Consider the following 26,921-nt stretch of genomic DNA (forward strand, 5'->3'; position numbering starts at 1 on the left):
AGGTGAGTAAATAGATTATGTGGAAGTGGTTACATCCATACGCAAAAGCAGAACGCAGCTACCAGCTAGCGTCAACGCTACAGCCGTGGTTTGCGATCTCTAGTATCGTATTATTAGTCGTTGGAGCCGTTTGGGGATTAGCGTTTGCACCAGCAGAGTTATACCAGAAAGAGTATTATCGGATTATTTACATCCATGTTCCTGCAGCAACACTCTCAATGAGTGTTTATATGGCAATGGCAACCGCTGTACTGATTTCTATGGTCTGGCAGTTAAAGCTCGCTGATGCCGCCGCCGCAGCAATGGCACCGATTGGCGCAACGTTAACAGCTATCGCGTTAATTACAGGTGCAATATGGGGCGCGCCATCGTGGGGAACTTCATGGGTATGGGACGCACGACTAACCTCTTATCTTATTCTTCTATTTTTATATTTAGGCGTTATTGCGTTACATAATGCGTTTGAAGATAAAGCATTAGCAAGCCGCGCAGCAGGGATCCTAACCTTAGTGGGTGTGGTAAACATTCCTATCATTAAATACTCCGTTGAATGGTGGAATACGCTACACCAAACAGCAACAATTTCCAAACTGTCAGCACCTTCGATGAGCAGTGAAATGTTATGGCCATTATTAACCAATATTCTTGCCTTTGCCTTAATGATCGGAGCGCTAACTTTAGTCAGATTCAAAAATGAGGTTCTTGCACGAAATGCAATGCGCCCATGGGTACGTGAACTGGCCACTAAAGTAGGAGATAAATAATGCATTTTGATAGTTTTAGCGACTTTATCGCGATGGGTGGACATGCCTTTTACGTTTGGTGGGCCTACGGTATTACCTTTACCCTACTAACGACACTAACCATTGTTAGTGTTCGACGTAAAAATTCATTATTAAAAGAAATAGCTAAACGTGCACAGCACGAAGACAAATTAAAACAAATGAGAAAGGATAAGAAAACTAATGAATCCAAGACGTAAAAAGCGCCTCACTATCATTTCTATCATCTTCGTCGGTTTTGCAGCCGTCGTTGGGTTGGTGCTTTATTCACTTAGCCAAAATATCAATTTATTTTACACACCCCATGAAATTATTGGCGGTAAAGAAGACACAGGGCTTAAGCCAGTTATCGGTCAACGCCTGCGAATTGGTGGCATGGTTAAAGAGGGCTCGCTAGTTAAAAACAGTCAGGACTTGGAAGTATCATTTGTTGTGTTTGATGCGACTCACGAAGTCACTGTAACTTATGAAGGACTATTGCCTGATTTGTTCCGCGAAGGTCAAGGTATAGTCGCAAATGGTGTGTTAGCTGAAGGCAATGTCATCGTCGCTACTGAAGTGCTTGCAAAGCATGACGAAAATTATGTAGCGCCAGAAATTGCAGATGCAATGAAAAAACAACACCAAAAAGCAGAGAAGGCGAAAGCTGCTTACTAAAATCTCCCATATCAACGGTAGCGATTCATGTTGCAATTACCAGGTGAAAAGTGGACATTCATCGCATTAGCAATGATTGCGATCCTTATTCTTGGCTTTTTTATTGACTTTGTTGAAGTCGCTTTCATTATTGTGCCTATTTTGACACCAATAGCCGAATCTTTAGGGATAAATATGATTTGGTTTGCTATACTCATTGCAATGAATTTGCAGTCGTCATTTTTGCCCCCCTTTGGGTTTAGTTTGTTCTATCTCAAAGGTGTCGCCCCTAAAGGCGTGGCAACCACGGGTATTTATAAAGGAGTTATCCCATTTATTATGATTCAAGTGGCAGTACTTGCAATGCTCATTATGTTTCCAAGTGTCTTTGGCTTGTCGATGGAATAAAAACCGAAAGCAGCGTCATAGAAAAGTAGTCAATTAAAGGGATGGGAGCGACTACTTTAAAATTCTTCTCAAAGAATTTTTTATTAAAATTTTACTTTTCCCGATTCCCTGCTAAATTATAGTTGTATAATAATTTTGTATTAGTAACCCTTTCCTAAAATTGCACTATAGGAAAATTGAATTTACGTAAGGTAATGATGAAAAATACTCCGATATATATAGTTTCAACCGTTTCTGATAGTGCATTATCAAAATTAACTTTGATTTTGCAAACATTAGATTTAAAAATCGTTTCCACCCAAGTTGACCAAGTTAATCAACTTCCTGATGGAATAGTGTTATTGGATTCTAGAACTTTAGATATCGACCAACACGGTATTCCAAAGCAAATTAATGATGTTAGTCGTAAGCATCAACTTGCACTCATTAATGTGCCGAAAGATTCAGTCAATGAATATATTTGTGTTCAAATGGGTATTAAAGCTGCTTTTTACACAGATATCGAAACAGACCAATTATTGAAAGGTTTACGCTGTTTAATGAATGGCGAATGGTGGTTCTCTCGTAAAGTATTAAGCCAAACGCTAGCAAGTTTATTTGAAAATATGCCAACAAGCATGCAAGCATCAATGACACCGACGCAACCTCTCGCCGCAGGCCTAACTAAGCGTGAAAAGACAATCATTAAACTGGTTTGTCAGGGTGCTAAAAATCAAGAAGTTGCTGATTCACTCAATATCAGCCCGCACACAGTAAAAACTCATTTGTATTCAATTTTCAGAAAAACCGAGTGTCGTAATCGTGTTGAACTGCTTAATTGGGCGAAGCAACATACATTAACTTACCAACTAATGGTGTAGTGAAAATAACGAATATCAGCTCCTTGTTACCCTTAGCGTTACTGGAAACCATTTGTACTGAACATAAAAAAAGCTGCTTTGAGCAGCTTTTTTATTACCTATAAAACACAATAAAGGTGATTAAACTGAAATCAACCCTAACGCATCTTTCGCTTTATCTAGAGTAACGGCCGCTTTTTCAGAAGCTCGTTCAGCAGCATCTTTCATAATATTTAATAATGCGCCTTCATCTTTACGCAGCTCGAAATAGCGTTGTTGAAGTGGTTCTATCACCGATAATACAGCGTCTGCTGTATCTTTTTTCAAGTGACCATACATTTTGTCTTCATATTCTGGTACAAGATCATCAATAGCGCGACCAGTCATACAAGACATTAAAGTTAGCAGATTGGATACGCCTGGCTTTTCATCATTATCAAAGTAAATCCGAGCCTGTTCATCAGAGTCAGTCACCGCACGTTTTAATTTCTTCTCAATTTTCTTAGGCTCATCTAACAGCATAATAAAGTTGTTAACGTTATCATCTGACTTAGACATTTTCTTCAGAGGATCTTGCAGGCTCATTACACGCGCACCAACTTTAGGAATAAACGGCGCTGGTAACTTAAAAACTTCGCCATATAAATTATTAAAGCGTGTTGCGATATCACGTGTTAGCTCAAGGTGCTGCTTTTGGTCTTCGCCAACAGGCACACTATCGGCTTGATACAGCAAGATATCAGCAGCTTGAAGTACTGGATAGCCAAATAATCCAACATTGACATTTTGAGCGTGACGAGAAGATTTATCTTTAAACTGCGTCATTCGGTTTAGCTCACCCATTTGGGCGTAACAATTTAAAATCCAACCTAGTTGAGCATGTTCAGGAACTTGCGATTGCGTAAAAATAGTGCTTTTTTTAGGATCTAAACCACAGGCAATATACATCGCTAGACACTCCAATACGCGCTCTCGCATTACCGCCGGATCTTGACGAACAGTAATGGTGTGTAAATCAGCTAACATAAAGAAACAATCATTGTTTTCTTGCATCGGTAGCCATTGGTTAATAGCACCAATGTAATTACCGATCGTTAAACCGCCAGACGGTTGAATCCCACTTAATACCACAGGTTTTGACATGATTATTTCTCTTTATGTTATTTACTGTTGTTACAATTTTTTAATTCAAGGCGCATTTCATCAATGACAGTCTTATAATCAGGCTGATTAAATATAGCCGAACCAGCGACAAACATGTCAGCACCGGCGGCAGCAATCTCACCAATATTATCTACTTTGACACCACCATCAACTTCTAGGCGAATATCATAACCGCTGTCATCAATTAATTGGCGAACTTGGCGCAATTTATCTAACGTTGATGGAATGAAACTTTGACCACCGAACCCTGGGTTAACTGACATTAGCAAAATAACATCAAGCTTATCCATAATATATTCTAAACAAGTTAAGGGCGTCGCAGGGTTTAACACAACACCCGCCTGACAACCGTTATCTTTAATGAGCTGCAATGTTCTATCAAGGTGCTGAGTGGCTTCCGGATGAAAAGTAATAATTGAAGCCCCCGCTTTAGCGAACTGCGGTACCAAGGAATCGACCGGCGATACCATTAAATGTACATCTATAGGTGCTTTTATCCCGTAATCACGTAATGCCTGACAAATTGCCGGGCCAAATGATAATGCGGGTACATAATGATTATCCATCACATCAAAGTGAACAACATCGGCGCCGCTTGTTAAAACACGATCCACATCTTCGCCTAGGCGGGCAAAGTCAGCAGATAAAATCGATGGAGCAATTAAAAAATCTTTCATTACGCAATCTCATACCAAGAATTGAAAGCGCAATAATACAGGAGTGAAGCTTAGGGGTGAAGTGATAATATGGCGGCATATCTGTCGCCATATTAATTAGTGTTTAGAGATCGAAATCAATTGAATAACTTATTGCAACTTTCATATCATCACCGCTGTTATCGGTATCTGATATTGCAAAAGTAAATCCATTTTTACTTAAGCTCACGCCATAATCACTATAATCTCCACCGGCATCAAAGCTTGAAGAACCATAATGAAAGCCCAACTCTAAACCTTCACTTACTTCAAATGCCATGTCGACGAATATGTAATCATCGTCACCAAAGTCACCACCCGCATCAGAGTCAGCTAATACGTTATAGCCAACAGTTAAAAATTCCCAATTCACGCTCGCGTACACTTCTGAAAAATCAAGATCATCGCCTGCTGGGTAGCCGTAATTTAAAAAACCGACATCAAATGCAAATTCGCCGACTTCGAAACCATAGCCTGCATATAAATCCAATTCTGAATTTGCAGTGCCGTATTTTACATTCGACGCCCATGCACCGACATAAAATCCTGATTTGGCGTTAAAATCGATGCCACCAGAAACAGCGGCTTGATCATCGGTTTGCGTAACGCCACGCCAAATATAATTATTGGTTACTGCTGCGTTTGCTGATAAGCCTTCAACAGCGTGAGATGAGGTGGTAAATAATCCTGTTGCTAACGCCACAGCGCTAAGCATTAAAACGGTTTTCTTCATGGAGAGTCCTTATTAATAATTGATATATTTTTGTAAAGCACTAACTAGACCAAATTTATTATTGATTGATTTTAATGAAGATTAAAAGCATTTATTAAAAATGAAATCATATTTTTGCACTATTTTCGAGCAATATACAACCATTTTGGTGCATCAAGTCACTGTTTTAAAAATAGTTAATTAACTTATTAGTTCAGCCGATTTATAATCGCTAATTAGCAATTTTTTTTGATAGTTACATCGATTGGCGTTAAAGTCATTGTTATCGATAGATAAATCACCACTTATCGGCTACTATTCAATAACGCTTAATAATGTAAAGAGGACTTATGTCAATTATCCAAAAGCCGCAGCAAGATCCTGTTATAGATTGGTTTTTATCGCAGTGTCATTTACATAAGTACCCAAAGAAAAGTACGTTGATTCATCGCGGCGATGTTGCAGATACGCTTTATTACATTATTGACGGCTCAGTGGCAGTACTTATAAAAGATGAACAAGGTAAAGAGATGATCTTATCTTATTTGTCTAAAGGTGATTTTGTTGGTGAACTTGCATTATTTGAAGATGAGCCTGAGCGTACTGCATGGGTTAAAACTCGTGAATCATGTACGATTGCTGAGATTTCATTTACTCGCTTTAAACAGTTAGTGCAAACTAACCCAGAAATCCTGATGAAGTTATCTAAGCAGATGGCTGATCGTTTACAAAGTACCAGTGAAAAAGTTGGGGATTTAGCGTTCTTAGACGTTACTGGTCGTATTGCGCAAACATTACTGAATTTATGTAAACAGCCAGATGCGATGACTCACCCTGACGGCATGCAAATAAAGATCACTCGTCAAGAAATTGGTCAAATTGTCAGTTGTTCTCGTGAGACCGTTGGCCGTGTATTGAAATTACTTGAAGAGCAAGAGCTCATTTCTGCACACGGCAAGACCATCGTAGTATTTGGCACTCGCTAACAACACGATACATATAAATTGATAAACGCGATCTGGATTCCAGGTCGCGTTTTTTTATGTCTAATACCAATTGCATTAAGTAAGTGATCTTGTTGTGCGTAGAGAAAATCAGCTAAAACAAGGCGCTCGATTGACTAATAGCTGGCTATTAGGATTGAGAGCAACGCCATTTTAGTTAATTTTAACAAGTACAAGTGGGCAAATATTTAATGCAATTGGTATCAGATATTCCTTTTAAAAGACTACACCTTCGCACATTCATCAGTTATCCGTTTCAAGATCCCTTAAAAAGTGTCAAATTTTTGAGTAGATACTCTATACGAATTGAATTTGTGCTGTTAGTATCGATTCTAACAAATGTTTCAAACAAGCGTTTTGAAATAAACTCTAATGATAATAACAATTAATTTGAGGTGAGCATGCCTGATTATAAAGCCCCACTAAAAGACATCGAATTTGTAATGAACGACGTCTTAGATTTCGAAAATCACTACGCCAACTTGCCAAGCGGTGAAGAAGCGTCGCCTGATTTAGTCAACGCAATTCTAGTTGAAGCCGCTAAATTTTCAGAAGAAGTACTTGCACCACTTAATCAAATTGGTGACCAACAAGGGTGTACCCGACAAGACGATGGCAGTGTAACAACACCAGAAGGTTTTAAAGAAGCATATCAACAGTATGTCGAAGGCGGTTGGCCATCACTAGCACATGATCCTGAATTCGGCGGCCAAGGTCTTCCTGAATCGTTAAGTTCAGTGATCAGCGAAATGGTTGGTACTGCTAATTGGTCATGGGGCATGTATCCAGGGCTAAGCCACGGTTGTATGAACACATTAACAAGCCATGGTACAGACGAGCAAAAATCAGCCTATCTGCCAAAATTAATTAGCGGCGAATGGACAGGCACAATGTGTCTGACAGAACCACACGCAGGCACTGATTTAGGCCTACTACGTACAAAAGCAGAACCAAATGAAGACGGTAGCTTCAATATTACAGGTACTAAAATCTTTATTTCTTCTGGTGAACACGATATGGCAGAAAATATTATTCATATTGTATTAGCTCGTCTACCAGGGGCCCCTGAAGGTACTAAAGGCATCTCATTATTTATCGTACCTAAATTTAACCTTGACGCTCAAGGTAACATTACGGACAAAAACAACGTAAGTTGTGGCTCACTTGAACACAAAATGGGTATTCACGGCAACGCGACGTGTGTCATGAATTTCGATGGCGCTAAAGGCTACTTAATTGGCGCAGAAAACCGTGGTCTCAACTGTATGTTTACCTTTATGAATAGTGCACGTATTGGCACAGCAATCCAAGGTTTGACCGCTGCTGAAGCTTCATTTCAAGGTGCCGTAGCTTACGCTAAAGACCGCCTACAGATGCGTTCACTTAGCGGCGCTAAAAACCCACAAGGTGCGGCTGATCCAATCATTGTTCACCCAGATGTGCGTCGTATGCTACTTACTCAAAAAGCTTTTGCCGAAGGTAATCGTGCAATGGCTTATTTTGGTGCCCAACAAAATGACTTGGCACATAGTGCAAAAACACCAGAAGAACGCAAGGCAGCCAGTGATCTTCTCTCTTTCTTAACGCCGATTATGAAAGCCTTTATGACCGAAACAGGATTCGAAGCGGCCAATCATGGTGTCCAAGTCTTTGGTGGTCATGGTTTCATTCAGGAATGGGGCATGGAACAAATTGTTCGTGATACTCGAATATCAATGCTTTACGAAGGAACAACAGGGGTACAAGCGCTAGACTTATTGGGCCGTAAGGTACTAATGACTCAAGGTGAACTACTGAAAAACTTCACTAAGATTGTGCACCAATTTGTTAAAGCTGAAACTGAAACACCTGACATGGCACAATTTACCAAACCACTCGCTGATCTCAATAAGCAATGGGGTGAAATTACGATGGAAATTGGCATGAAAGCAATGCAAAACCAAGACGAAGTTGGTGCAGCATCAGTTGATTATTTAATGTATTCAGGCTACGTGTCTCTCGCTTATTTTTGGGCTAAGTCAGCTAAAGCTGCATTAGAAAAACTAGCTTCAGGAGAAGGCGATCAAGCTTTCTATCAGGCAAAATTTGATACTGCCAAATTTTACTTTGCACGTATTTTACCACGCACATTGTCCCATGTAGAAATGATCAAAGCTGGCAACAACACGTTAGCTGCGATTGATAGCGAACACTTCGTTTTCTAAGCTTGACAATATTTTTTAAAGCCTCTTTTTAAAGAGGCTTTTTTACGCCCAGTTCAGCACTTTATTCCTATCAACAGCATTAAATCATCTCCTTTATAATTACTTGAATTAATAACAAACCAAACCTTCAACCACTTGAAATAATATAATTTTTTTAAATTTAATCAAAAATTATCTCTACTCAATTCCTATATCATTTTCATTATAAAAATATTGTAATCTAGTAATATATTAGCTACTTTTAATGATAAGACGATCACATTTTAGCCATAATACGAAATGTTTGTATTATAAATAAAGGGTGTGTACGCAAGGAAACCTATTGTTGTAATGAATTAAATTGAAGGATTGCACTATGAATTTAAAGACCAAAATATTAATTGGTGCCGCCTTGCTGGTCGCATTGCCCATTATTATTTCCTCTGTCGTACTTGGCTATAACGCATCAACAAGCGCATACAACGCACTAGAAGACTCTAGTAAGTCACGATTAACAGCAGTTAGAGATATCACCAAAGGGCGAATTGAAGATTATTTAAGTACATTGAATAAGCAAGTAAAAACCTTCTCTAACGACCGTATGATAATTGATGCAATGAAAGGCTTTACAAGCGCCTATAACTCATACCCTCAACAAAGTCCTCAATCTATCGCAATCGCTAAAGAAGAGTTAAGAACCTATTATAAGACGCAGTTTAATCCTACCTATCAATCTCAAAACAATGGTAATTCAGCGAATATCGATCAGTGGCTAGCTAATCTATCCGATTCAGCAATCCTATTACAGCACAAATTGATTCAAGAGAATTCTAATCCCATCGGTGAAAAGCACCTGCAAGATTCGCTATACGATAATAGTGATTACGACACAGCACACAGTCTTTACCATCCATCGATTAAAGACTATTTAGAACAGTTTGAATATTATGATATTTTTCTCGTTGATAGCCAAACAGGCAACATCGTATATTCAGTATTTAAAGAATTAGATTTTGCAACGTCTCTAACACAAGGCTCATTTGCCAATTCTGGTATCGCTAAAGTCTTTAGCAAAACTAATGCACTATCAGATAACCAAGTATCAGTCTTCGAAGACTTTGCAGGTTATGCTCCTTCGTACGAATCACCAGCAGCATTCATTGCATCGCCGATATTTGTTCAAGGTGAAAAGATCGGTGTATTAATATTTCAAATGCCAATCGGTAAACTTAATGAAGTAATGACTCACAACAATGATTGGGCTAATGCAGGATTAGGCAATTCTGGTGAAACTTATCTGGTAGGCACAGATAATACATTACGTTCACAAAGTCGTTTTCTCATTGAAGATAAAGCAGGTTACTTAAAGGCAATTCAGTCTTCTGGCATACCGAAAAATGTTGTTAGTACTATAAGAGATAAAGAAACAGCAATTAGTCTTCAACCAGTCACAACTGAAACAGCAAACAGCGCTTTACAAGGACAAAGCGGCATTAAAATCATCAATGATTATCGTGACGTTTCGGTATTATCTGCATACGCTCCTATTTCATTTAATGGATTAACTTGGGGAATTCTAGCTGAATTGGATGAATCAGAAGCATTCAAAGAGGCACAAGCCATGAGTACAACTATTAAAATTTATGCCGTTGTCATAGGCTCAGTTCTAATCATCACCAGTGTTATTGCAGGATGGTATTTTGCGACATCGATAAGTGAACCCATCGTCAAGTTAAGCGATAGTATCAGTGAAATCGAAGACACTTCAGATCTTACCTATCGTCTTAAAGCCATTACCACTGACGAAATAGGTTCAGCATCTCACGCATTGAACTCCATGCTAACCAAATTTCATGATGGGATTACTAAGGTATCTGACAACGCCAATCTGATTGCTACTGCTGCCGAGAAAACCTCAGTAATCACAAAGCAAAACAGTAATTTATTAGACGAACAACAAAATAAAACAACTCAAGTTGCTACGGCAATGGAGCAAATGACGATTACGATGGAATCAGTAGCACAAAACCTTAATGACACCGTTGATGCCGTTAAAACCGTTGATGAGCAGAGTAATCAAGGTCACGCGACAATGCAAAGTACCATTAGCTCAGTAACATTGTTAGCGAGCCAAATTGAGCAGGCATCACAGGTTATTCGAGATTTTGAGAACCACAGTAGCGAAATTGTTGCCGTATTAGATGTTATCAAAGGTGTTGCAGAGCAAACTAACCTACTAGCATTAAATGCAGCAATCGAAGCAGCTCGTGCTGGAGAACAAGGCCGTGGCTTTGCCGTCGTTGCCGATGAAGTTCGTGCCTTGGCTGGCCGTACACAAACATCAACAAGTGAAATTGGTACCGTCATTGAAAAGCTAACGGCAAGTGCAGAACAAGCTGTTGGAGCCATGGAGCAAAGCCAAACACTTACCAAGGATGTCGTTGAGCAATCATCAACTGCCGAGCAGGCATTTTCCGAAGTATCAAATTCAATTGCATCGATCGCCGAGATGAATACTCAAATAGCGAGCGCCGTTGAAGAGCAACGTGCTACATCCGTCGATATTAATCAAAACATAAACTCAATTTCAAACATCAGTATGGAAAGTGCAAAAGGGTCAACGCAAACGGCTGCGGCGTCCGTCGAGCTAGCAGACTTAGCCCTAATGCTTCGTAATTTAGTTGCTGAGTTTAAAGTTTAACGCATTCCTATAAACAAAGGTCTACGGAGTATAAACTACGTAGGCTTTTTTATTGCCTGAATCATGGCATTACGCGGTGTCACTGATGAAGAACAAAAATTAAACAACGATACATCGTAATTATTCTCTTTTAAAAATAATACTCTATCTAACAGCAACCAGCGTTCTATTAGTTGCCTAAAAGCATGTGTAACCACTTCTATTCTTCTAATCGTTAAGAATCGTTCACGCCCATTTAACTCGTAGCGTTCATACGCTAGATTATCGGGTAACGTGATTTTCTTCTGTTGTGCAGCCCAAGCACAAAAGGCTGAAAAACTCCCTGTTAATAGCGATTGCTTTATTGAAGGTAATGACATGTATTCATTAACGCCACGTACCTCTCGCTGAATTAAATCAAATGCTAATCGCCAACTGACTTCCGTAACACGATGTCGCTTCTCGCGAGAGCCTGAAACAACCGACTGTTGCATCGACAAGCTCAAATCTTGCTTACTCAGCAATAAGTCACTCGATAACGCCAAACCAGACATAGGGTTATAGTTATTCGTTTGAATGAGATGATAACAACAAGGAGCCAATGATAACTGTGACACTTTTTGATAGGCGCCAAGCTTCAACAATCTAACATGTAAATCTCCACAAGCATGCAAAGCAACTGCGTGATGTTTTGGTGCTAATAAATTCTCAGCCTCAGATGAAAATACATCAACCTGTTCGACATGTTGCGATACTTGATGTTTACGAGCCAGAGTATTGCCCTGCTCACACAGTGTAGGTTGCCACTCTAGACTAACAACATTTCGTGACTGCTGGTGACTGAGCAACCGGCCAAGATGCCCTTTTCCCGCACACCACTCTAAAATGGGTGACTTTTCTAAAGGTATTAAGGCTGCAAATCGTTGTATTTGCGCCCACTTTCTACCTTTAATACCGGTATTAAAGTGCGGTGAAACATCCTCTATAGGTTGATGACTGTCAGGTAAATTATCAATAATATCGAGTTCTAAATTGATAAGAGAACTTACAAACTGACGCAGTTTTTTATCATCACCATCCAATTCGTCAATGTCATTAAGTGAAAGAGACGATAACGCTTGGTTAAGCTTATGATTTTCCTGCCACGGGAGTGCTAGATACGAAAACGGTAATATCTGCCAATATTGCCGTGTTTTCATTAATAAAGTATCAAGTGATTGGAACTGAGCGTTCCAATCGGCATCATTACTCATCAATCATTTGCTCATCGGCTTCGGCGCTATTATCAACCAACTCATCATCAGCTTGTAACCACTGATTCATCACGCTAATAGCTTCCGCTTTACCAATAACTTTTAATGATGAAAAGGCTTGAATGGTAATATCACCACCATAGACTTCGCAATCTTTACGTACTTTAAGCACAGCGGCTTTACGAGCACCAGATTTTAATTTATCGCACTTGGTCAACAAACCTAATACAGGAAGGTCACTCTCTACCGCCCAACGGATCATGTTTACATCTAGATCTTTCAAAGGGTGACGAATATCCATCATCACAACTAAACCGCGCAAACACTGACGATTCTGTAAATATTCACTTAATGATTTTTGCCATTTAAGCTTCATATCTAACGGTACTTTAGCAAAACCATATCCTGGCAAATCGACTAATCGACGTTGCGGATCTAGACCAAAGATATTAATCAGCTGTGTTCGACCTGGTGTTTTACTGGTTCGCGCCAAATTCTTTTGCCGAGTAATCGTGTTTAAAGCACTCGACTTACCAGCGTTGGAGCGGCCTGCAAAGGCTATCTCATATCCAACATCTGCTGGCATATGCATATGAGAAATATTAGGGGCACTCGTTAAAAAAGAGGCCACTTCAAAGTTTATTTTTAGATCTAACACAATTTTTGCTCCAAAACTTAAGTCAATCAGCTCTTCGCTGATTACTTTTTAATTTTTTCATGTACAATTATGAAAATTAAAACAAGTTTAGCATGCCTCGATAGCATGTGAGTAATAGCAATCTTAATAATTCCGTAAAAAGTTGAGACGACATGAAAAATGTAGCAATCGCATTAACACTATTAGTTGGACTAGTTGGTACGGCAAATGCCAAAGGTGATGCAGAAGCTGGTAAAGCTAAGTCAACAACCTGTATGGCTTGTCATGGTCCACAAGGCAATAAGACACTTCTTAATTCATACCCTAAATTAGCTGGTCAGCACGCAGACTATATTGTAAAGCAGCTTAAAGAATTCAAGTCTGGTGTTCGTAAAGACCCTACAATGGCTGGCATGGTTGCTGCACTATCTGAGCAAGATATGAAGGATTTGGCAGCATACTATCAATCACAACAAGTGACTGATGGAACAACACCAGAAAACGTTGTCGCGGTAGCTAAAAAGCTTTATCTAGGCGGTGACATGGAGCGTAAAATTGCATCTTGTATCTCTTGTCACGGGCCGCGCGGTAATGGTAGCGGCTTAGCTAAGTTCCCTAAAATTGCTAGCCAAAATGCAGAATACGTTGCTGCACAACTTAAGAAGTTCCGTTCAGGTGAACGTATGAATGATCCATCAGGTATGATGGTCGATACTGCGAAAAAATTAACTGACGCAGAAATTGATGCATTATCTAAATACGTTGGCGGTTTACACTAATCCAATTATTTAGTTTATTAGAGAGGCAAGCTTAATCGCTTGCCTTTTTTGATCGCGTTAAATAAAAATTCACGCTAATCAGTATGTTTAATACGTGTAGGTAACATTTAAACAATCAGGCTAATTTTATTGTTATGACGAATTAAGTCACAATATAAAATATTGATTAGTGAAGCTCACTGCCCTCTCCAACGTCCTGAATACACTCTCTATCATTCATTGTATTATCGAATAATGTTTCTTAGGTAAGATATATTATCCCTAAACTAATTTTTGAGATATGTAATACAATTGCATTAAGTAAGTGATCTTGTTGTGCGTAGAGAAAATCAGCTAAAACAAGGCGCTCGATTGACTAATAGCTGGCTATTAGGATTGAGAGCAACGCCATTTTAGTTAATTTTAACAAGTACAAGTGGGCAAATATTTAATGCAATTGGTATAAGTACTTAGGTTTGTCGGAAACAAGAACCTGACCGTTCATCCTCGACTCTAGCTCCTGCTTGGCTCTACCTCCTAAATCCATTTAGTCGTGAACATAAAAAAAGGCCACCGAAGTGACCTTTTTTCTAAGTATGGTATTTAGCTAAGCTAAATATTAGTCCATGATCTTAGCAACAACACCAGCACCTACTGTACGGCCACCTTCACGGATAGCGAAACGTAGACCTTCGTCCATTGCGATTGGGCAGATTAGCTCAACAACAAACTTAAGGTTATCACCTGGCATTACCATTTCTACGCCTTCTGGAAGCTCTACAGCACCAGTTACGTCAGTTGTACGGAAGTAGAACTGTGGACGGTAACCTTTGAAGAATGGAGTATGACGACCACCTTCATCTTTGCTTAGTACGTATACTTCTGATTCGAACTTAGTATGTGGAGTGATTGTACCTGGCTTAACAAGTACTTGACCACGTTCGATGTCTTCACGCTTAACGCCACGTAGAAGAACACCAACGTTCTCACCAGCACGACCTTCGTCAAGAAGCTTACGGAACATTTCAACACCAGTACAAGTTGACTCTGTAGTCTCTTTGATACCAACGATTTCTACTGCGTCACCTACGTTAACGATACCACGCTCAACACGACCAGTTACAACTGTACCACGACCTGAAATTGAGAATACATCTTCAATTGGTAGTAGGAATGGCTTATCGATGTCACGCTCTGGCTCTGGGATGTAGCTGTCTAGTGCTTCTGCAAGCTCAACAACTTTAGCTGGCCAGTCACCTTCGCCTTCTAGGGCTTTAAGTGCTGAACCTTGAATTACTGGTAAATCATCACCTGGGAATTCGTATTCTGAAAGAAGTTCACGAACTTCCATTTCTACTAGCTCTAATAACTCTTCGTCATCAACCATGTCACATTTGTTCATGAATACGATGATGAAAGGTACGCCAACCTGACGTGAAAGCAAGATGTGCTCACGTGTTTGTGGCATTGGACCATCTGTAGCAGCAACTACTAAGATAGCGCCATCCATTTGAGCAGCACCAGTGATCATGTTTTTAACGTAATCGGCGTGACCTGGACAATCTACGTGAGCGTAGTGACGTGATGGAGTATCGTACTCAACGTGAGAAGTAGAGATAGTTATACCACGTGCTTTCTCTTCAGGAGCGTTATCGATTTGATCGAATGCTTTAACGTCGCCGCCGTAAGTTTCAGCAAGTACTTTAGTAATTGCAGCAGTTAGAGTTGTTTTACCGTGGTCAACGTGGCCGATAGTACCAACGTTAACGTGTGGCTTGGAGCGATCAAATTTTTCTTTAGACATGATGTAGCCTCATTCAGATGATAATACAGGTGGTCATTGAACCACTTGCGATTTTAGTGTCGGATTATAATACCAATTATTAAAAAGATCTAACGATGAGATTACTTTTTTTACAATTAGTAATAGATAAGTCAAAAATAATTGAATTTTTATAATAGGGAAAATTTTTAGAAGTATTACAAGATAATAAGATAGATAAGAAATGGTGCTGATACGCAGATTCGAACTGCGGACCTCATCCTTACCAAGGATGCGCTCTACCAACTGAGCCATATCAGCAATTTTAATTCAGATGGAGCAGACGGCGGGAATCGAACCCGCAGCATTAGCTTGGAAGGCTAAGGTATTACCACTATACGACGTCTGCTTTATGGAACTTTAAGTCTAGCTATTCTAGTTTAAAAGTTACTGCTAGAACGTGTAGAAGATACAAATTTCTATAACTTAATATCGTACTTTGAAACCATTTTTTAATATGGTTATCTGCTTCGTAAGAAAAATGGTGGAGGGAGGTGGATTCGAACCACCGAAGGCTGAGCCGGCAGATTTACAGTCTGCTCCCTTTGGCCACTCGGGAACCCCTCCAGATTTTTCATACTACATTGAAACGAATGGTGCCGACACCAAGAGTCGAACTCGGGACCTACTGATTACAAGTCAGTTGCTCTACCAACTGAGCTATGTCGGCGTTCCGTTTCAGTGGGGCGTATATTAGTGATTTGAATTGCCCAATGCAAACACTTTTTTCAAAAAAAACCACTTTTTTAATAAAAAGCTGACCAAGTGTTCAAATACAACGCAATAAGACTATTTAACGTACAAAATCAACCCTTCTAAAACCAGATGAGGCCTATTTAAACCAAGTTCTACTATTTCTGGCGGTAAATGATTAATACCGCCCCCTGTTAAATAGAGCGTTGGTTCTTCATGATCGATAAACATCGATTTAGCTTTTTGAATAGCATAAAGCACAGTACCTGCCAGCGCCGCGCGACTACCATTTTGAACACAAGCTTTAGTGTTGGTGCCCATGGTTAGTTCATCTCCATGATGACCACCAGCCCGAACCAGTGCGGTATGCTCCGTAAGTGCCAAATTCATTAATCTAAAACCGGGGCTAATCCAACCGCCTAAATGCATGCCATTAGCATCAACAACATCAACTGTCATTGCGGTGCCTATATCAATGACGACAACGGGACCATTAGCATCTTTATAAGCCGCTAGAAATGCAAGCCATCTATCTATACCAAGCTTTGTTGGCGCATCGTAACTATTGGTAACACCAAATGCTTGAGCAGGACTCGTAATTTGTTGATAACGTACGTTCAGCTTTTTAGATAACGCTTTAACGTGCTGATAATTTTTGCGGTCACCAACGTTAGAATAAATAATTTGCTCGACATTACCGATCTTTTCTCGATTAGGGCGATAACAAAAACTAGTTACACTATAACTACCTAAATAGTGCATACCCGTGACGCCGCCTTTAGCATCAAGGTGCAGTTGCGCCGCCTTTAATTTACTATTACCAATCTCGATGAGTAATTTAACGCTTGCTGTCATGATGATATTTTTCTCAAAGAAATTTCGCCGCCGAAAAATGATTGTACTTGCTGCTCAACCTCTAATAGCAAACCGCCTTGAGCATCAGCCCCTTTTGCAATACCTGTCACTTGTCGTTGTCCCATTTGTAACTGTACATGTTGATTGATAAAGCAATCATGCTGATGCCAACGGTCAACAAAAGCACTAAAGCCAAACGACTCAAATTCAGTTAACAGCGTCATAAGATGAGACAAGATCCGACCAGCAATGTGATTTCTACTTAGTGACAATCCAACCTCATCAATATCTGCGTAAGGTTGATCAATCTCTTTAGTTACCGCATCCGGTAGATGCACATTGATGCCGACACCGATAATGATATCGCAACTATCAACACCTTGCCCCTCTAACTCCACTAAAATACCTGCCAATTTTCGCCCTTGATAATACACATCGTTTGGCCACTTTAAGCCTAAATTAGGGATCCCTAACTCCGCAAGGGCTTCAACTATCGCAATACCAACAACTAAACTCAGCCCAGTTGTAGCGCTGATGCCTTGCTCAAACCGCCAGTGCGTAGAAAAATATAAACTAGCACCTAGTGGAGATACCCATTGTTTACCGCGTCGGCCACGACCTTGGGTTTGCGCTTCACTGAAAATAGTCGTGCCTGACGGGCTATTTGCTAATTCGCCAGCGGCTATTGCTTCTTTTATCCAATTATTGGTTGAATCAATGACTGTTTTTACTTTTATAGGAGCAGCTAAAGAGCTAAGTGCCGCGTGACTAATAGCCTCACTATTAAGTAGCTCGATTGGAACAGTTAGCCGATGGCCTTTCCCAGTCACCGAATAAACATCTAAGCCCAATTTCTGCAATGCCTGAATATGCTTACCAATAGCGGCGCGGCTAATGTTATTAGCTTCACCCAATTGTTCTCCAGAACAAAACTCACCACTTGCTAAAGCATTTAAAATATTTTGAGTAATGTGATTAAACATTTTGTTCCTTAGTTAACAGCCCTAATGTGCTATAACCTTGACTGCCTATGATATTCACTTCAGGTTCCAAGGTTACCCCATATTCTTGAGTAACCCGCTCAATAATAGATTGTGCGAGTGCCATAACATCGCGACTGGTTGCATTGTCTTTGTTAACTAACACTAACGCTTGGTTTTCATGAACTGCTGCGCCGCCAATTTGATGCCCCTTCAACCCGAGTTGATCAATGAGCCAACCAGCAGCAAGTTTCACTTCATGCCCTACCTTATATTGTGGCATTGCCGAATAGTTTGATTTGAGCGCTTGAGCATGATGAGCACTAACAATAGGATTTTTGAAAAAGCTGCCGACGTTAGGGAGCACATCAGGATCCGGTAATTTATTATTGCGCACTCTCATTACTTCATTAGCAACAGATAACGGCGTCGGTTCATTACTTAATTCTCTCGACCATGCTTTTAATTCACCGTAATTAAGCACAGCTTGCCATTGCTTTGGTAACTTAAACACAACATGATGAATAAAATAGTAACGATTGGTTTTAAAAAAACTTTCACGATAAGCAAACTGACACTGTTGATGGTTAAAAATAACCTCGTCACCCGTTCGTAAGTCTGTGGCCATCACAGATTCACAAACCTCAGCTAATTCTACGCCATAGGCACCAATATTTTGAACTGGCGCCGCACCGACACTGCCGGGAATGAGTGCTAAGTTTTCTAGCCCACCAATTCCTTGCTGTGCGCAATGCATAACAAATTGATGCCAATTCTCGCCACCAGCAACTTTAAAGTAATGATTATTTTTATCCTGCCAATGTTCAATACCATGCAACTGATTATGAATTATAGTGCCATCAAAAGTGTCACAAAATAGCATGTTAGAACCACCACCTAGCACAAGAAATGGCCGTGTTAGTGGCATACATTCTTTGAGCTGTTCCAGCTCTTTCACCGCAAGGAAATTGCTCGCAGACGCCTTTAATGCAAAGGTATTTAATAAATGTAGAGACGTGGTTGCCATATCATTGCTTATCTAAATAATTACAGCGGCAGTTTAAAGTAAATTAGCGGTTATGAACAGAATAGAGCGCGACAGAGGTGCCGCGCTGTGAAACTTATGGATTAAATAAGTTCTTTAATGAGCGTATATAAATCAGATTCAATAGCAGCTGCAGTCACTTCGCGCCCCGCACCTGGGCCTCTGATGATTAACGGGTTATCTTGATACCATTGGCTTGTCACTAAAAATACATTGTCTGACGGCGTTAAAGATGCCAATGCATGGTCGCTCGCAAGTTGTTGCAAACCAACAGACGCATGGCACTGTCCATTTACCCATTCAAACTGGGCAACATAGCGCACGACTTCGTTACTCTTAGCAGCTTGATTAAATTGAGTAGACATTATTTCGTCCATCTCTGTTACGCGCGCTAAGAATTCATCCAGTGGAATATCTCGTAACGCCTGTGGCACCATAGATTCAATAGCAATATCATCTAACTCAATATCTAGGCCACATTCACGCGCTAAAATCAGTAGTTTTCGTTGCTTATCTTTTCCAGATAAATCATCACGAGGATCTGGCTCTGTAATACCAAGCGCTAATGCTTTTAGTAATAAAGCAGAAAACGGTTGTTGATTATCGAAGTTTTCAAATAACCAGCTCAAGGTACCAGAAAATACGCCGCTAATGCCTAAGACTTTATCACCGCTATGATGCAAATCATTAATAGAATGTAAAATAGGTAAACCAGCCCCCACACTAGCGTTATATAACCATTTACAATTATTACTGTACGCCAATTGTTTAATGTCTTTATAAAAACTCAACGGTGCAGAGCCAGCAAGCTTATTTGCGCTGATTAAATGACAACCAGCATCCAAAAGCGCTGGATACAGATTTGTTAGTCCTTGATCAGCACTTATATCTAAGACAATCAGATCATCAAATGGATGACTCGACAATGTTGAGACAACGTCTGACTGAGTAATCAAACCTGCATCATTGGTAAAATACGATTGCCAATCGCCTGCGTCAATTCCTGAAAAATCGACAACGGTACCCTTTGAGCGCCCGACCGCAATCAATGGTAACGACAAATTAAAGGAGTTCTCTAATTTATCTTGTTGTTCTTGAAAAAGACTAAGCCATTGTTGGCCAATATTACCGGCTCCCATTAACGCAACACCAATCCGCTTTGGCGAACTGTAAATTTTTTGATGCAATAGATAAGCAAGAATATTAACGCGATTCTCTGGCACGATAGCACTTAAACTCATGCCATTCTCAGACAGAACGATTGGCCACTGTGATTCTTTCGCAAAAATCTTCGTAAATATTTTCCGGTACCAAGACACTCCAGCATCTAGTAACGAAATCACGCCACAGCTTTTCTCAACATAGAAGTTATCAACGTTATTCGATGCTAAAAAAGCGTCGAAATTGGCACATACTTCTAGGCGAATCACCACCGCAATTTTTTCATTGTGCTGAGTCACCAATAACGGAAAAAATCCATTATCTTCGAGATCAATAATCAATTCTTGATTAACACTCGTATTGTCAAAAATATATAACGAAATATCTTTCGATCCATTAACAATACAATCACCAACATGACCTAATCGGCGGCCTATTTCAGTAAATGCAGCATCCGGCGTAAAACTACTGCGGACACGCAAGGCGATATTATCTTTTGCTAAAGGCTGTAGGGTTCTATGATGTAGGACAGGATTTCCTAACCGTGCCAGCTCTTCAGCTTCAGCTAAACTAAGCTGTTCAATCAGGGCTGCTTCATTGATTAAATTTGGGTCGGCACTATAAACACCAGCGACATCAGTCCAAATATTTACCGTACTAGCACCTGCTAATTTAGCAATCAACGTTGCACTATAATCGCTACCATTGCGGCCAAGCGTCAACGTTTGGTTATCTTGATTGCGGCAAATAAATCCGGTAATGACTCGTTGCGACGAACGTTTATTGTGGCATAACTCTTGAAATTGCTGTTGTGATAAAGCTTCATCAACAACCGGTGAAACATCACCTTTAGCAACTAAAAATTGGCGAGCATCGATGGCGCAGCTTTTACGGCCTTTCTCATTTAAGACAGCAGATAACAATCGAGATGACCATACTTCACCACAAGCAACGATACTATTTGCGGTGTAGCTGTCGATACTCTCGTAACATAACCAGCTACCTAATGCGTCTAATTCATTATCAAGCAAACCGAGAACGTCTTGAGGTTCTTGCAGTAACTCCTCCACCAATTGACGTTGAAATTGGCGTAATTTATTGAGAGTATGATGATAGTCGATGCCTTGCTCGGCCATATCGATAAGCGATAACAAGTTGTTGGTCGTTTTACCGGCTGCAGATACCACAACAAGATCATGGGGATGACCATACTGCATTAATAAACCAGCTACGCGCTGATAACACGCTGGGTCAGCTAAACTGCTGCCACCAAACTTGTGTAACGTAATAACTTCATCATTAGGATTTGAAGAAGGTAAAGGGCTTACGCTGTCGCTCATAATGTTCTCTAACTTAAATGGATGCTAAAACAGCATCTAAACTTTGCGATAAATCACTCACTAAATCTTCAACAGACTCAAGACCTACCGATAACCTCATTAAACTATTACTAATACCCGCAGTGATTCGAGCACTTTCTTCCATGCCAGCGTGAGTCATCGTTGCAGGGTGTGCAACCAAACTTTCTACGCCACCAAGACTTTCAGCCAAACAGAATAATTTAATCTCTTGAACAAAGATTTGACTCTGCTCAATATCACCAACCAAATCAAAACTTAACATTGCACCAAAACCTGCCTGCTGCGACAAAGCTAATGCATGCTGTGGATGACTATCAAAACCTGGGTAATTTACTTTCTCAACAGCAGGGTGAGACTGCAAAAACTCCGCTATTTTAGCAGCGCTTTCTTGATGCTGCCTTAACCTAACAGGTAATGTGCGCAAACCACGCATTGCCATATAGCTATCAAACGCCGAACCTGTAGTACCAATGCAGTTAGCCCACCAATCAAGATCAACGCCTAATTGATGATCTTTAGTAATAATAGCGCCAGCGACAACATCACTATGGCCGTTGATATATTTGGTGCAAGAGTGTAACACAATATCAGCACCTAACTTTAATGGCTGCTGCAAAATTGGGGTTAAAAACGTATTATCAACAACAACATAAGCACCAAACGATTTCGCCTTAGTTGCCAATGATTTTATATCAACCAAACGCAACAACGGATTACTTGGGGTTTCAATCCACACCATTTTAGGTTGATGAGTTAATGCGGCTGAAAGCGCATCTTCGTCATTTTGGTCAACAACTTGTAACTTGAACAAACCACGGCGTGCTAAATGATCGAACATACGGTAACTACCGCCGTAACAATCATGAGGAATGAGTAAAGTATCTTGCGGCGATAGTAATTGAATAATAGTCGTGATAGCTGATAAACCAGTGCTCGTGATAACACCGAACGCACCTTCTTCTAATTCAGCAAGTGCTTGCGCAAATTGACTGCGTGTTGGATTACCACGACGAGCATAATCGTATTCACGTGGCTGGTCATAACTTTTAAAGGTGTAATTACTCGACAAATAAATAGGAGGCACAACAGCGCCGTGCTGCGTATCAGTATCAATTCCACCGCGCACTGCAATGGTTTGCTGCCCTAATTTGCTCATAAAACCTCCAACAAAGGTTGACTTAACGGGTGACTAAGTTATAAAGGATGTCTAGATGGCCAATTTAAACGAACACAACGTAGCCGTCAAGATGTTTAGACGTCTAAATAGAATTAATATCACTAAGATATTTGACAGTGTTCATGTAACCGTTAAAATCGGCAAGATTTTTACGGTGCAGTACTATAATGTACGGCCACATTAACTCACACTATAATAGTAAAGGTAATTTCATGACAGTCTGGAATGGCGAATATATTAGTCCATATGCGGAACACGGAAAAAAGAACGAACAAGTAAAGAAAGTGACCGTGTCTGTTCCATTAAAGCTGTTAAAGATACTGACTGACGAACGTACTCGTCGCCAAGTCAATAACCTACGACACGCGACTAATAGTGAATTGTTATGTGAAGCATTTTTACATGCTTATACTGGCCAGCCGCTACCTGAAGATAGCGATTTATCAAAAGACAAGCCGAGCACCATTCCTGAAGCTGCACGTGAGTTAATGGAAGAATTAGGTACTTTGGCAGACCATCTAGCTGAAAGCGGCGAAGACTAATTTTACTAGAAAATATCAGTGCTTGTTAAACAATAAAGGCGACTTGATAGTCGCCTTTATTGTTTGTAGTCACACGGGTAGCTGCAAGCGTAACCTCGCACCACTAAGGCTTGAATCGCTTCGTGCACTAACAGCGCCATGATGCCAATCCATGATTTTTTCCGTGATGGCTAATCCTAAACCGAAATGTCCAGACTCTCTCGATCGCTCCGAGTCCAAGCGTACAAAGGGGTCAAAAATAGCTTGATGCTGATCTGGCGCAATGCCCTGACCATCATCGTCAATATCAATGTAAATACTATTATCGTCACGCGTTAATATGCAAACCACTTGCTGGTTCGCGTAATCAATGCCATTACTAATTAAGTTTTGAACCGCACGATAAAGCCATTGGCTATCAACATCACACAATACAACAGCTTCTTCACTTTTAAAGATTAAATTCACCTGTTGTTGATTCGCCAAATGCGATAAATCGTTACACAATGTGTCTAATACCATTAATTGCATTAAATATTTGCCCACTTGTACTTGTTAAAATTAACTAAAATGGCGTTGCTCTCAATCCTAATAGCCAGCTATTAGTCAATCGAGCGCCTTGTTTTAGCTGATTTTCTCTACGCACAACAAGATCACTTACTTAATGCAATTGGTATAATGCTGTTTGTTCTCACATAAATCCGCTTTAGTCAGTACAATAACAGCCTCAGCGCCAGCTTCATTAATCAACGCGAGATAGCGTTCAATACGGCTTAAAATAAAGTCCTTATTAAGAGAGCTAACAATAAATACTGTATCGATATTCGCCGCTATTAGCTGAGCTTTAATTTTTCTGCCTGCGGCTTTACGGCTAAATTCAGACCGTCGTTCGAGTAGTCTGATAAAAGTATTATCTTGGTCAAGTAACAGCCAATCACCAACCGTAATAGCAGGCATTTTCTTGGTGTAGTGTAATTGTGTTTTACCAGATTCAGAAAGAAGTTCGACGTAAGAACGATGTTGTGCGACGACACGCGCTGTAACAGTCGTTTCCCATTCTTCTAAAGGAATTTGTTGTTGAAAAGTAGGTGACCATCCCATAAGAGATAGTGAAAAAGGTGTAGTCATAATAACCCCTGACGTTTTAGCGCCATAAAAATATGCTTTGGGGCTTAAATACCCCGGTTAAAGCAACCGGGAGCTCGCGTTATACGCTTAGCTATTTTCCCGGAAGGTGCTGACTACAATCATGAAAACCCACCATTCTTAAATTTATTTCTTTATTCACCGCTAATGTAACAAATGCGAAATTGATGTCAACGACACTAGGGTCTGTTGATCTTTTTATCAAAAAAATCGCACAAAAAAACCGCTTCATAAAATGAAACGGTTTTTAATCACATAATTGACCAATGGAGAATTACTCCATATAACCTTTTGGCATTTCAATGGCAGCCACTTCAGAATCAATAGCGGCTTGCGCAACAGCCTTTGAAACGCGGGTTAATAAACGTGGATCCATTGGCTTAGGAATAATATATTCTTTGCCGAAAGTTAATGACTTATACCCACTGGCTTTTAATACTTCGGCAGGCACTTCTTCTTTCGCAATTTGACGAATTGCGTGTACAGCAGCCACTTTCATTGCCTCATTAATCGTCGAAGCACGCACATCTAACGCACCACGGAAAATGAATGGGAAACACAGCACATTGTTTACTTGATTTGGGTAATCACTACGACCAGTCGCCATAATTAAATCGTTACGGGCAGCGTGTGCCAGTTCTGGTTTAATTTCAGGATCAGGATTCGAACAAGCGAAGATTACTGGCTTATCCGCCATCAATTTAACATGTTCAGCGCCAATAACATCAGGGCCAGATACACCAACAAAAATGTCAGCGCCACTAATAACTTCTTCAAGGGTACGCATATCGGTATTGTTAGCAAAACGGCGCTTATATTCATTTAAATCATCACGATTTGTATGAATAACACCTTTGCGGTCTAACATGTAAATTTTTTCACGCATCGCGCCACATGAAATTAATAACTCCATACAAGAGATTGCAGCGGCACCCGCACCCATACAAACAATACGTGATTCTTCAATCTTCTTGCCTTGAATATCAAGCGCATTAAGCATACCTGCCGCAGTTACAATCGCCGTACCGTGCTGGTCATCGTGGAATACAGGAATTGAACAACGCTCTTTAAGCGCCTTTTCAATCATGAAACACTCAGGAGCTTTAATGTCTTCAAGGTTAATGCCACCAAACGTATCGGCGATGTTTGCTACCGTATCAACAAACTCATCAACCGTACGATGCTTCACTTCAATATCAATAGAATCAATATGAGCGAATCGTTTAAACAACAACGATTTACCTTCCATGACAGGTTTAGAAGCGAGCGGTCCTAGATTACCTAATCCTAAAATCGCCGTACCATTAGTAATCACAGCAACCAAGTTACCTTTACCTGTGTACTTATAAGCATTTTCCGGATCTTTGGCAATCTCACGAACTGGTTCAGCAACACCTGGGCTATAAGCCAGTGCTAAATCTTTTGCTGTTTCAGCTGGAGTTGAAAGCTCTACACTAATTTTGCCTGGTGTTGGCAACGCATGGTAGTCAAGCGCCTGTTGACGAAAGTCAGTCATTGTTTTGCAGTTTCCTTGATTAAACGCATAGTTGAAATGTAAGGGGATTTGTAACTTTACCAAGCTACTTTTATTGCTAACTAAAATACGCTCACAGCGCATAATTACAAGCCATAAAATAGAAATAATTGCTGATCCAACCAGCGCAAAAATATTAGATGCTGACAATCGATGATTTTCGATATAAATAAACAACTTTTTAGATACAACAAACATTCATATCACCAGAAAAACAGACATCATTAACTTTAATTAACAGTAACTTAACATTGGATATATAGATTTATTTGCAACTCGGCTTATCCAATCGTCTTTATAATAGAACTTATGGCGCTATAACTATTATTTATGACGTGAATTCGATATTGAATACAGGAGAAAGGTGGGTTAATAAGGCAATAATGAAATAGCGTCGAAGAAAGAACTGAATTTTAAGAATTCAGACACAAAAAAAGCACCCGAAGGTGCTTTTTACTCAAATCAAAAGAAATATTATTTCTTAGATTTAAGTGAACCGAAACGTGATTTGAACTTATCAACACGGCCACCAGCGTCAGCAACTTTTTGCTTACCAGTGTAGAATGGGTGACAAGCAGAACATACGTCTAGTGCTAGATCTTTACCAACTGTTGAACCAACGTTGATTACGTTACCACATGAACATGTTGCAGTGATTGCTTCGTATGTAGGGTGGATATCTTGTTTCATTAGAAAAACCTCTAAATAGTTCGCATCGCTAACAAACCCGAAGTCTGACACCATACGAAGATTATAAATAATATTAGGGCGCGGATTATATAGCAATGTTTTTGCTCTGACTAGCGGTTTAAATAAATAAACAACCATAAAAAAGAATAAAACGTGAAAACGATCGAGTATTGATCCTTTACCGC

24 protein-coding genes, 4 tRNA genes and 1 pseudogene are annotated in these 26,921 nt (G+C 40.0%); 10 read left to right on the forward strand and 19 right to left on the reverse strand.

Going from position 1 to position 26,921, the window contains the following annotated elements:
* Positions 1–17 precede the first annotated feature (17 nt).
* The 5 genes and pseudogenes from ccmC (at position 18) to ACMAZF_RS18685 (ending at position 2,686) form a co-directional block, all read left to right on the forward strand.
* Positions 18–764, forward strand: a complete 747-nt coding sequence (gene ccmC / locus ACMAZF_RS18665) for a heme ABC transporter permease CcmC (RefSeq protein WP_435275216.1) — start codon at positions 18–20, stop codon at positions 762–764.
* A complete protein-coding gene (gene ccmD, locus ACMAZF_RS18670) occupies positions 764–982 on the forward strand; it encodes a heme exporter protein CcmD (protein WP_435275217.1) in 219 nt (72 codons plus the stop codon). The genes ccmC and ccmD overlap by 1 nt, the downstream gene beginning before the upstream one ends.
* The gene (ccmE, locus tag ACMAZF_RS18675) at positions 966–1,439 is read left to right on the forward strand and encodes a cytochrome c maturation protein CcmE (RefSeq protein WP_435275218.1); all 474 of its coding nucleotides are present in this window, start codon (positions 966–968) and stop codon (positions 1,437–1,439) included. The genes ccmD and ccmE overlap by 17 nt, the downstream gene beginning before the upstream one ends.
* 24 nt (positions 1,440–1,463) lie before the next feature.
* A pseudogene (locus ACMAZF_RS18680) lies at positions 1,464–1,826 on the forward strand (TRAP transporter large permease subunit); the annotation flags it as partial.
* 194 nt (positions 1,827–2,020) lie between these two features.
* Complete coding sequence (locus ACMAZF_RS18685) at positions 2,021–2,686, forward strand: response regulator transcription factor (RefSeq protein ID WP_435275219.1); 666 nt, start codon at positions 2,021–2,023, stop codon at positions 2,684–2,686.
* Positions 2,687–2,806: 120 nt separating this feature from the next.
* Here ACMAZF_RS18685 and trpS read toward each other — a convergent pair whose 3' ends face one another.
* The 3 genes from trpS to ACMAZF_RS18700 all read right to left on the reverse strand — a co-directional run bounded on the left by trpS (position 2,807) and on the right by ACMAZF_RS18700 (position 5,257).
* A complete protein-coding gene (trpS, locus tag ACMAZF_RS18690) occupies positions 2,807–3,808 on the reverse strand; it encodes a tryptophan--tRNA ligase (protein WP_435275220.1) in 1,002 nt (333 codons plus the stop codon).
* Between the two features lie 17 nt (positions 3,809–3,825).
* Positions 3,826–4,506: a ribulose-phosphate 3-epimerase gene (gene rpe / locus ACMAZF_RS18695; protein WP_435275221.1), complete on the reverse strand. Its 681-nt coding sequence runs from the start codon at positions 4,504–4,506 to the stop codon at positions 3,826–3,828.
* Between the two features lie 103 nt (positions 4,507–4,609).
* A complete protein-coding gene (locus ACMAZF_RS18700) occupies positions 4,610–5,257 on the reverse strand; it encodes a TorF family putative porin (RefSeq protein ID WP_435275222.1) in 648 nt (215 codons plus the stop codon).
* Positions 5,258–5,586: 329 nt separating this feature from the next.
* Here ACMAZF_RS18700 and crp point away from each other — a divergent pair, with 329 nt between their 5' ends.
* The 3 genes from crp to ACMAZF_RS18715 all read left to right on the forward strand — a co-directional run bounded on the left by crp (position 5,587) and on the right by ACMAZF_RS18715 (position 11,124).
* Positions 5,587–6,222: a cAMP-activated global transcriptional regulator CRP gene (gene crp, locus ACMAZF_RS18705; RefSeq protein WP_435275223.1), complete on the forward strand. Its 636-nt coding sequence runs from the start codon at positions 5,587–5,589 to the stop codon at positions 6,220–6,222.
* A gap of 419 nt (positions 6,223–6,641) precedes the next feature.
* A complete protein-coding gene (locus ACMAZF_RS18710) occupies positions 6,642–8,444 on the forward strand; it encodes an acyl-CoA dehydrogenase C-terminal domain-containing protein (protein ID WP_435275224.1) in 1,803 nt (600 codons plus the stop codon).
* A 355-nt stretch (positions 8,445–8,799) separates the two neighbouring features.
* Positions 8,800–11,124 (forward strand): methyl-accepting chemotaxis protein, encoded by a 2,325-nt coding sequence (locus ACMAZF_RS18715; protein ID WP_435275225.1) that lies wholly within the window; start codon positions 8,800–8,802, stop codon positions 11,122–11,124.
* Between the two features lie 35 nt (positions 11,125–11,159).
* On the opposite strand, the gene ACMAZF_RS18720 is transcribed toward ACMAZF_RS18715, so the two are convergent.
* Positions 11,160–12,356, reverse strand: coding sequence for a methyltransferase (locus tag ACMAZF_RS18720; protein ID WP_435275226.1), 1,197 nt, complete (start codon positions 12,354–12,356; stop codon positions 11,160–11,162).
* Entirely contained in the window at positions 12,349–13,014 is a 666-nt protein-coding gene (yihA, locus tag ACMAZF_RS18725; protein WP_435275227.1) for a ribosome biogenesis GTP-binding protein YihA/YsxC, read from the reverse strand. Before yihA ends, ACMAZF_RS18720 begins: the two co-directional genes overlap by 8 nt.
* Before the next feature lie 152 nt (positions 13,015–13,166).
* Between yihA and ACMAZF_RS18730 the strand changes: the two genes are divergently transcribed.
* Positions 13,167–13,772 (forward strand): c-type cytochrome, encoded by a 606-nt coding sequence (locus tag ACMAZF_RS18730; RefSeq protein ID WP_435275228.1) that lies wholly within the window; start codon positions 13,167–13,169, stop codon positions 13,770–13,772.
* A 598-nt stretch (positions 13,773–14,370) separates the two neighbouring features.
* Here ACMAZF_RS18730 and tuf read toward each other — a convergent pair.
* The 10 genes from tuf to metB form a co-directional block, all read right to left on the reverse strand.
* A complete protein-coding gene (gene tuf, locus ACMAZF_RS18735) occupies positions 14,371–15,555 on the reverse strand; it encodes an elongation factor Tu (RefSeq protein ID WP_435275172.1) in 1,185 nt (394 codons plus the stop codon).
* Between the two features lie 203 nt (positions 15,556–15,758).
* Positions 15,759–15,834: transfer RNA gene (locus tag ACMAZF_RS18740), tRNA-Thr, on the reverse strand.
* A 14-nt stretch (positions 15,835–15,848) separates the two neighbouring features.
* A tRNA-Gly gene (locus ACMAZF_RS18745) sits at positions 15,849–15,922 on the reverse strand.
* Positions 15,923–16,055: 133 nt separating this feature from the next.
* Positions 16,056–16,140, reverse strand: a tRNA-Tyr gene (locus ACMAZF_RS18750).
* A gap of 27 nt (positions 16,141–16,167) precedes the next feature.
* Positions 16,168–16,243: transfer RNA gene (locus tag ACMAZF_RS18755), tRNA-Thr, on the reverse strand.
* 119 nt (positions 16,244–16,362) lie between these two features.
* Entirely contained in the window at positions 16,363–17,121 is a 759-nt protein-coding gene (locus tag ACMAZF_RS18760; RefSeq protein ID WP_435275229.1) for a type III pantothenate kinase, read from the reverse strand.
* Positions 17,118–18,104, reverse strand: coding sequence for a bifunctional biotin--[acetyl-CoA-carboxylase] ligase/biotin operon repressor BirA (birA, locus tag ACMAZF_RS18765; RefSeq protein WP_435275230.1), 987 nt, complete (start codon positions 18,102–18,104; stop codon positions 17,118–17,120). The genes ACMAZF_RS18760 and birA overlap by 4 nt, the downstream gene beginning before the upstream one ends.
* Positions 18,097–19,128 carry a UDP-N-acetylmuramate dehydrogenase gene (gene murB, locus ACMAZF_RS18770; protein ID WP_435275231.1) on the reverse strand — a complete coding sequence of 344 codons (1,032 nt, stop codon included), beginning with the start codon at positions 19,126–19,128 and terminating at the stop codon, positions 18,097–18,099. The genes birA and murB overlap by 8 nt, the downstream gene beginning before the upstream one ends.
* Positions 19,129–19,229: 101 nt before the next feature.
* Entirely contained in the window at positions 19,230–21,647 is a 2,418-nt protein-coding gene (gene metL, locus ACMAZF_RS18775) for a bifunctional aspartate kinase/homoserine dehydrogenase II (RefSeq protein ID WP_435275232.1), read from the reverse strand.
* Between the two features lie 13 nt (positions 21,648–21,660).
* Positions 21,661–22,824 (reverse strand): cystathionine gamma-synthase, encoded by a 1,164-nt coding sequence (gene metB / locus ACMAZF_RS18780; protein WP_435275233.1) that lies wholly within the window; start codon positions 22,822–22,824, stop codon positions 21,661–21,663.
* Positions 22,825–23,057: 233 nt separating this feature from the next.
* Here metB and metJ point away from each other — a divergent pair, with 233 nt between their 5' ends.
* Complete coding sequence (metJ, locus tag ACMAZF_RS18785) at positions 23,058–23,387, forward strand: met regulon transcriptional regulator MetJ (RefSeq protein WP_435275234.1); 330 nt, start codon at positions 23,058–23,060, stop codon at positions 23,385–23,387.
* Between the two features lie 69 nt (positions 23,388–23,456).
* On the opposite strand, the gene ACMAZF_RS18790 is transcribed toward metJ, so the two are convergent.
* From ACMAZF_RS18790 to rpmE, 4 genes are all read right to left on the reverse strand, one after another.
* Positions 23,457–23,897 carry an ATP-binding protein gene (locus tag ACMAZF_RS18790; RefSeq protein WP_435275235.1) on the reverse strand — a complete coding sequence of 147 codons (441 nt, stop codon included), beginning with the start codon at positions 23,895–23,897 and terminating at the stop codon, positions 23,457–23,459.
* Positions 23,898–24,023: 126 nt separating this feature from the next.
* Positions 24,024–24,494 (reverse strand): GTPase RsgA, encoded by a 471-nt coding sequence (rsgA, locus tag ACMAZF_RS18795; protein WP_435275236.1) that lies wholly within the window; start codon positions 24,492–24,494, stop codon positions 24,024–24,026.
* A 292-nt stretch (positions 24,495–24,786) separates the two neighbouring features.
* A complete protein-coding gene (locus tag ACMAZF_RS18800) occupies positions 24,787–26,028 on the reverse strand; it encodes a malic enzyme-like NAD(P)-binding protein (RefSeq protein ID WP_435277285.1) in 1,242 nt (413 codons plus the stop codon).
* Between the two features lie 492 nt (positions 26,029–26,520).
* Positions 26,521–26,736 (reverse strand): 50S ribosomal protein L31, encoded by a 216-nt coding sequence (gene rpmE, locus ACMAZF_RS18805; protein ID WP_435275237.1) that lies wholly within the window; start codon positions 26,734–26,736, stop codon positions 26,521–26,523.
* Positions 26,737–26,921: the final 185 nt, after the last annotated feature.

The sequence above is a fragment of the Psychrobium sp. nBUS_13 genome (assembly GCF_051201665.1).
GTDB lineage: Bacteria > Pseudomonadota > Gammaproteobacteria > Enterobacterales > Psychrobiaceae > Psychrobium.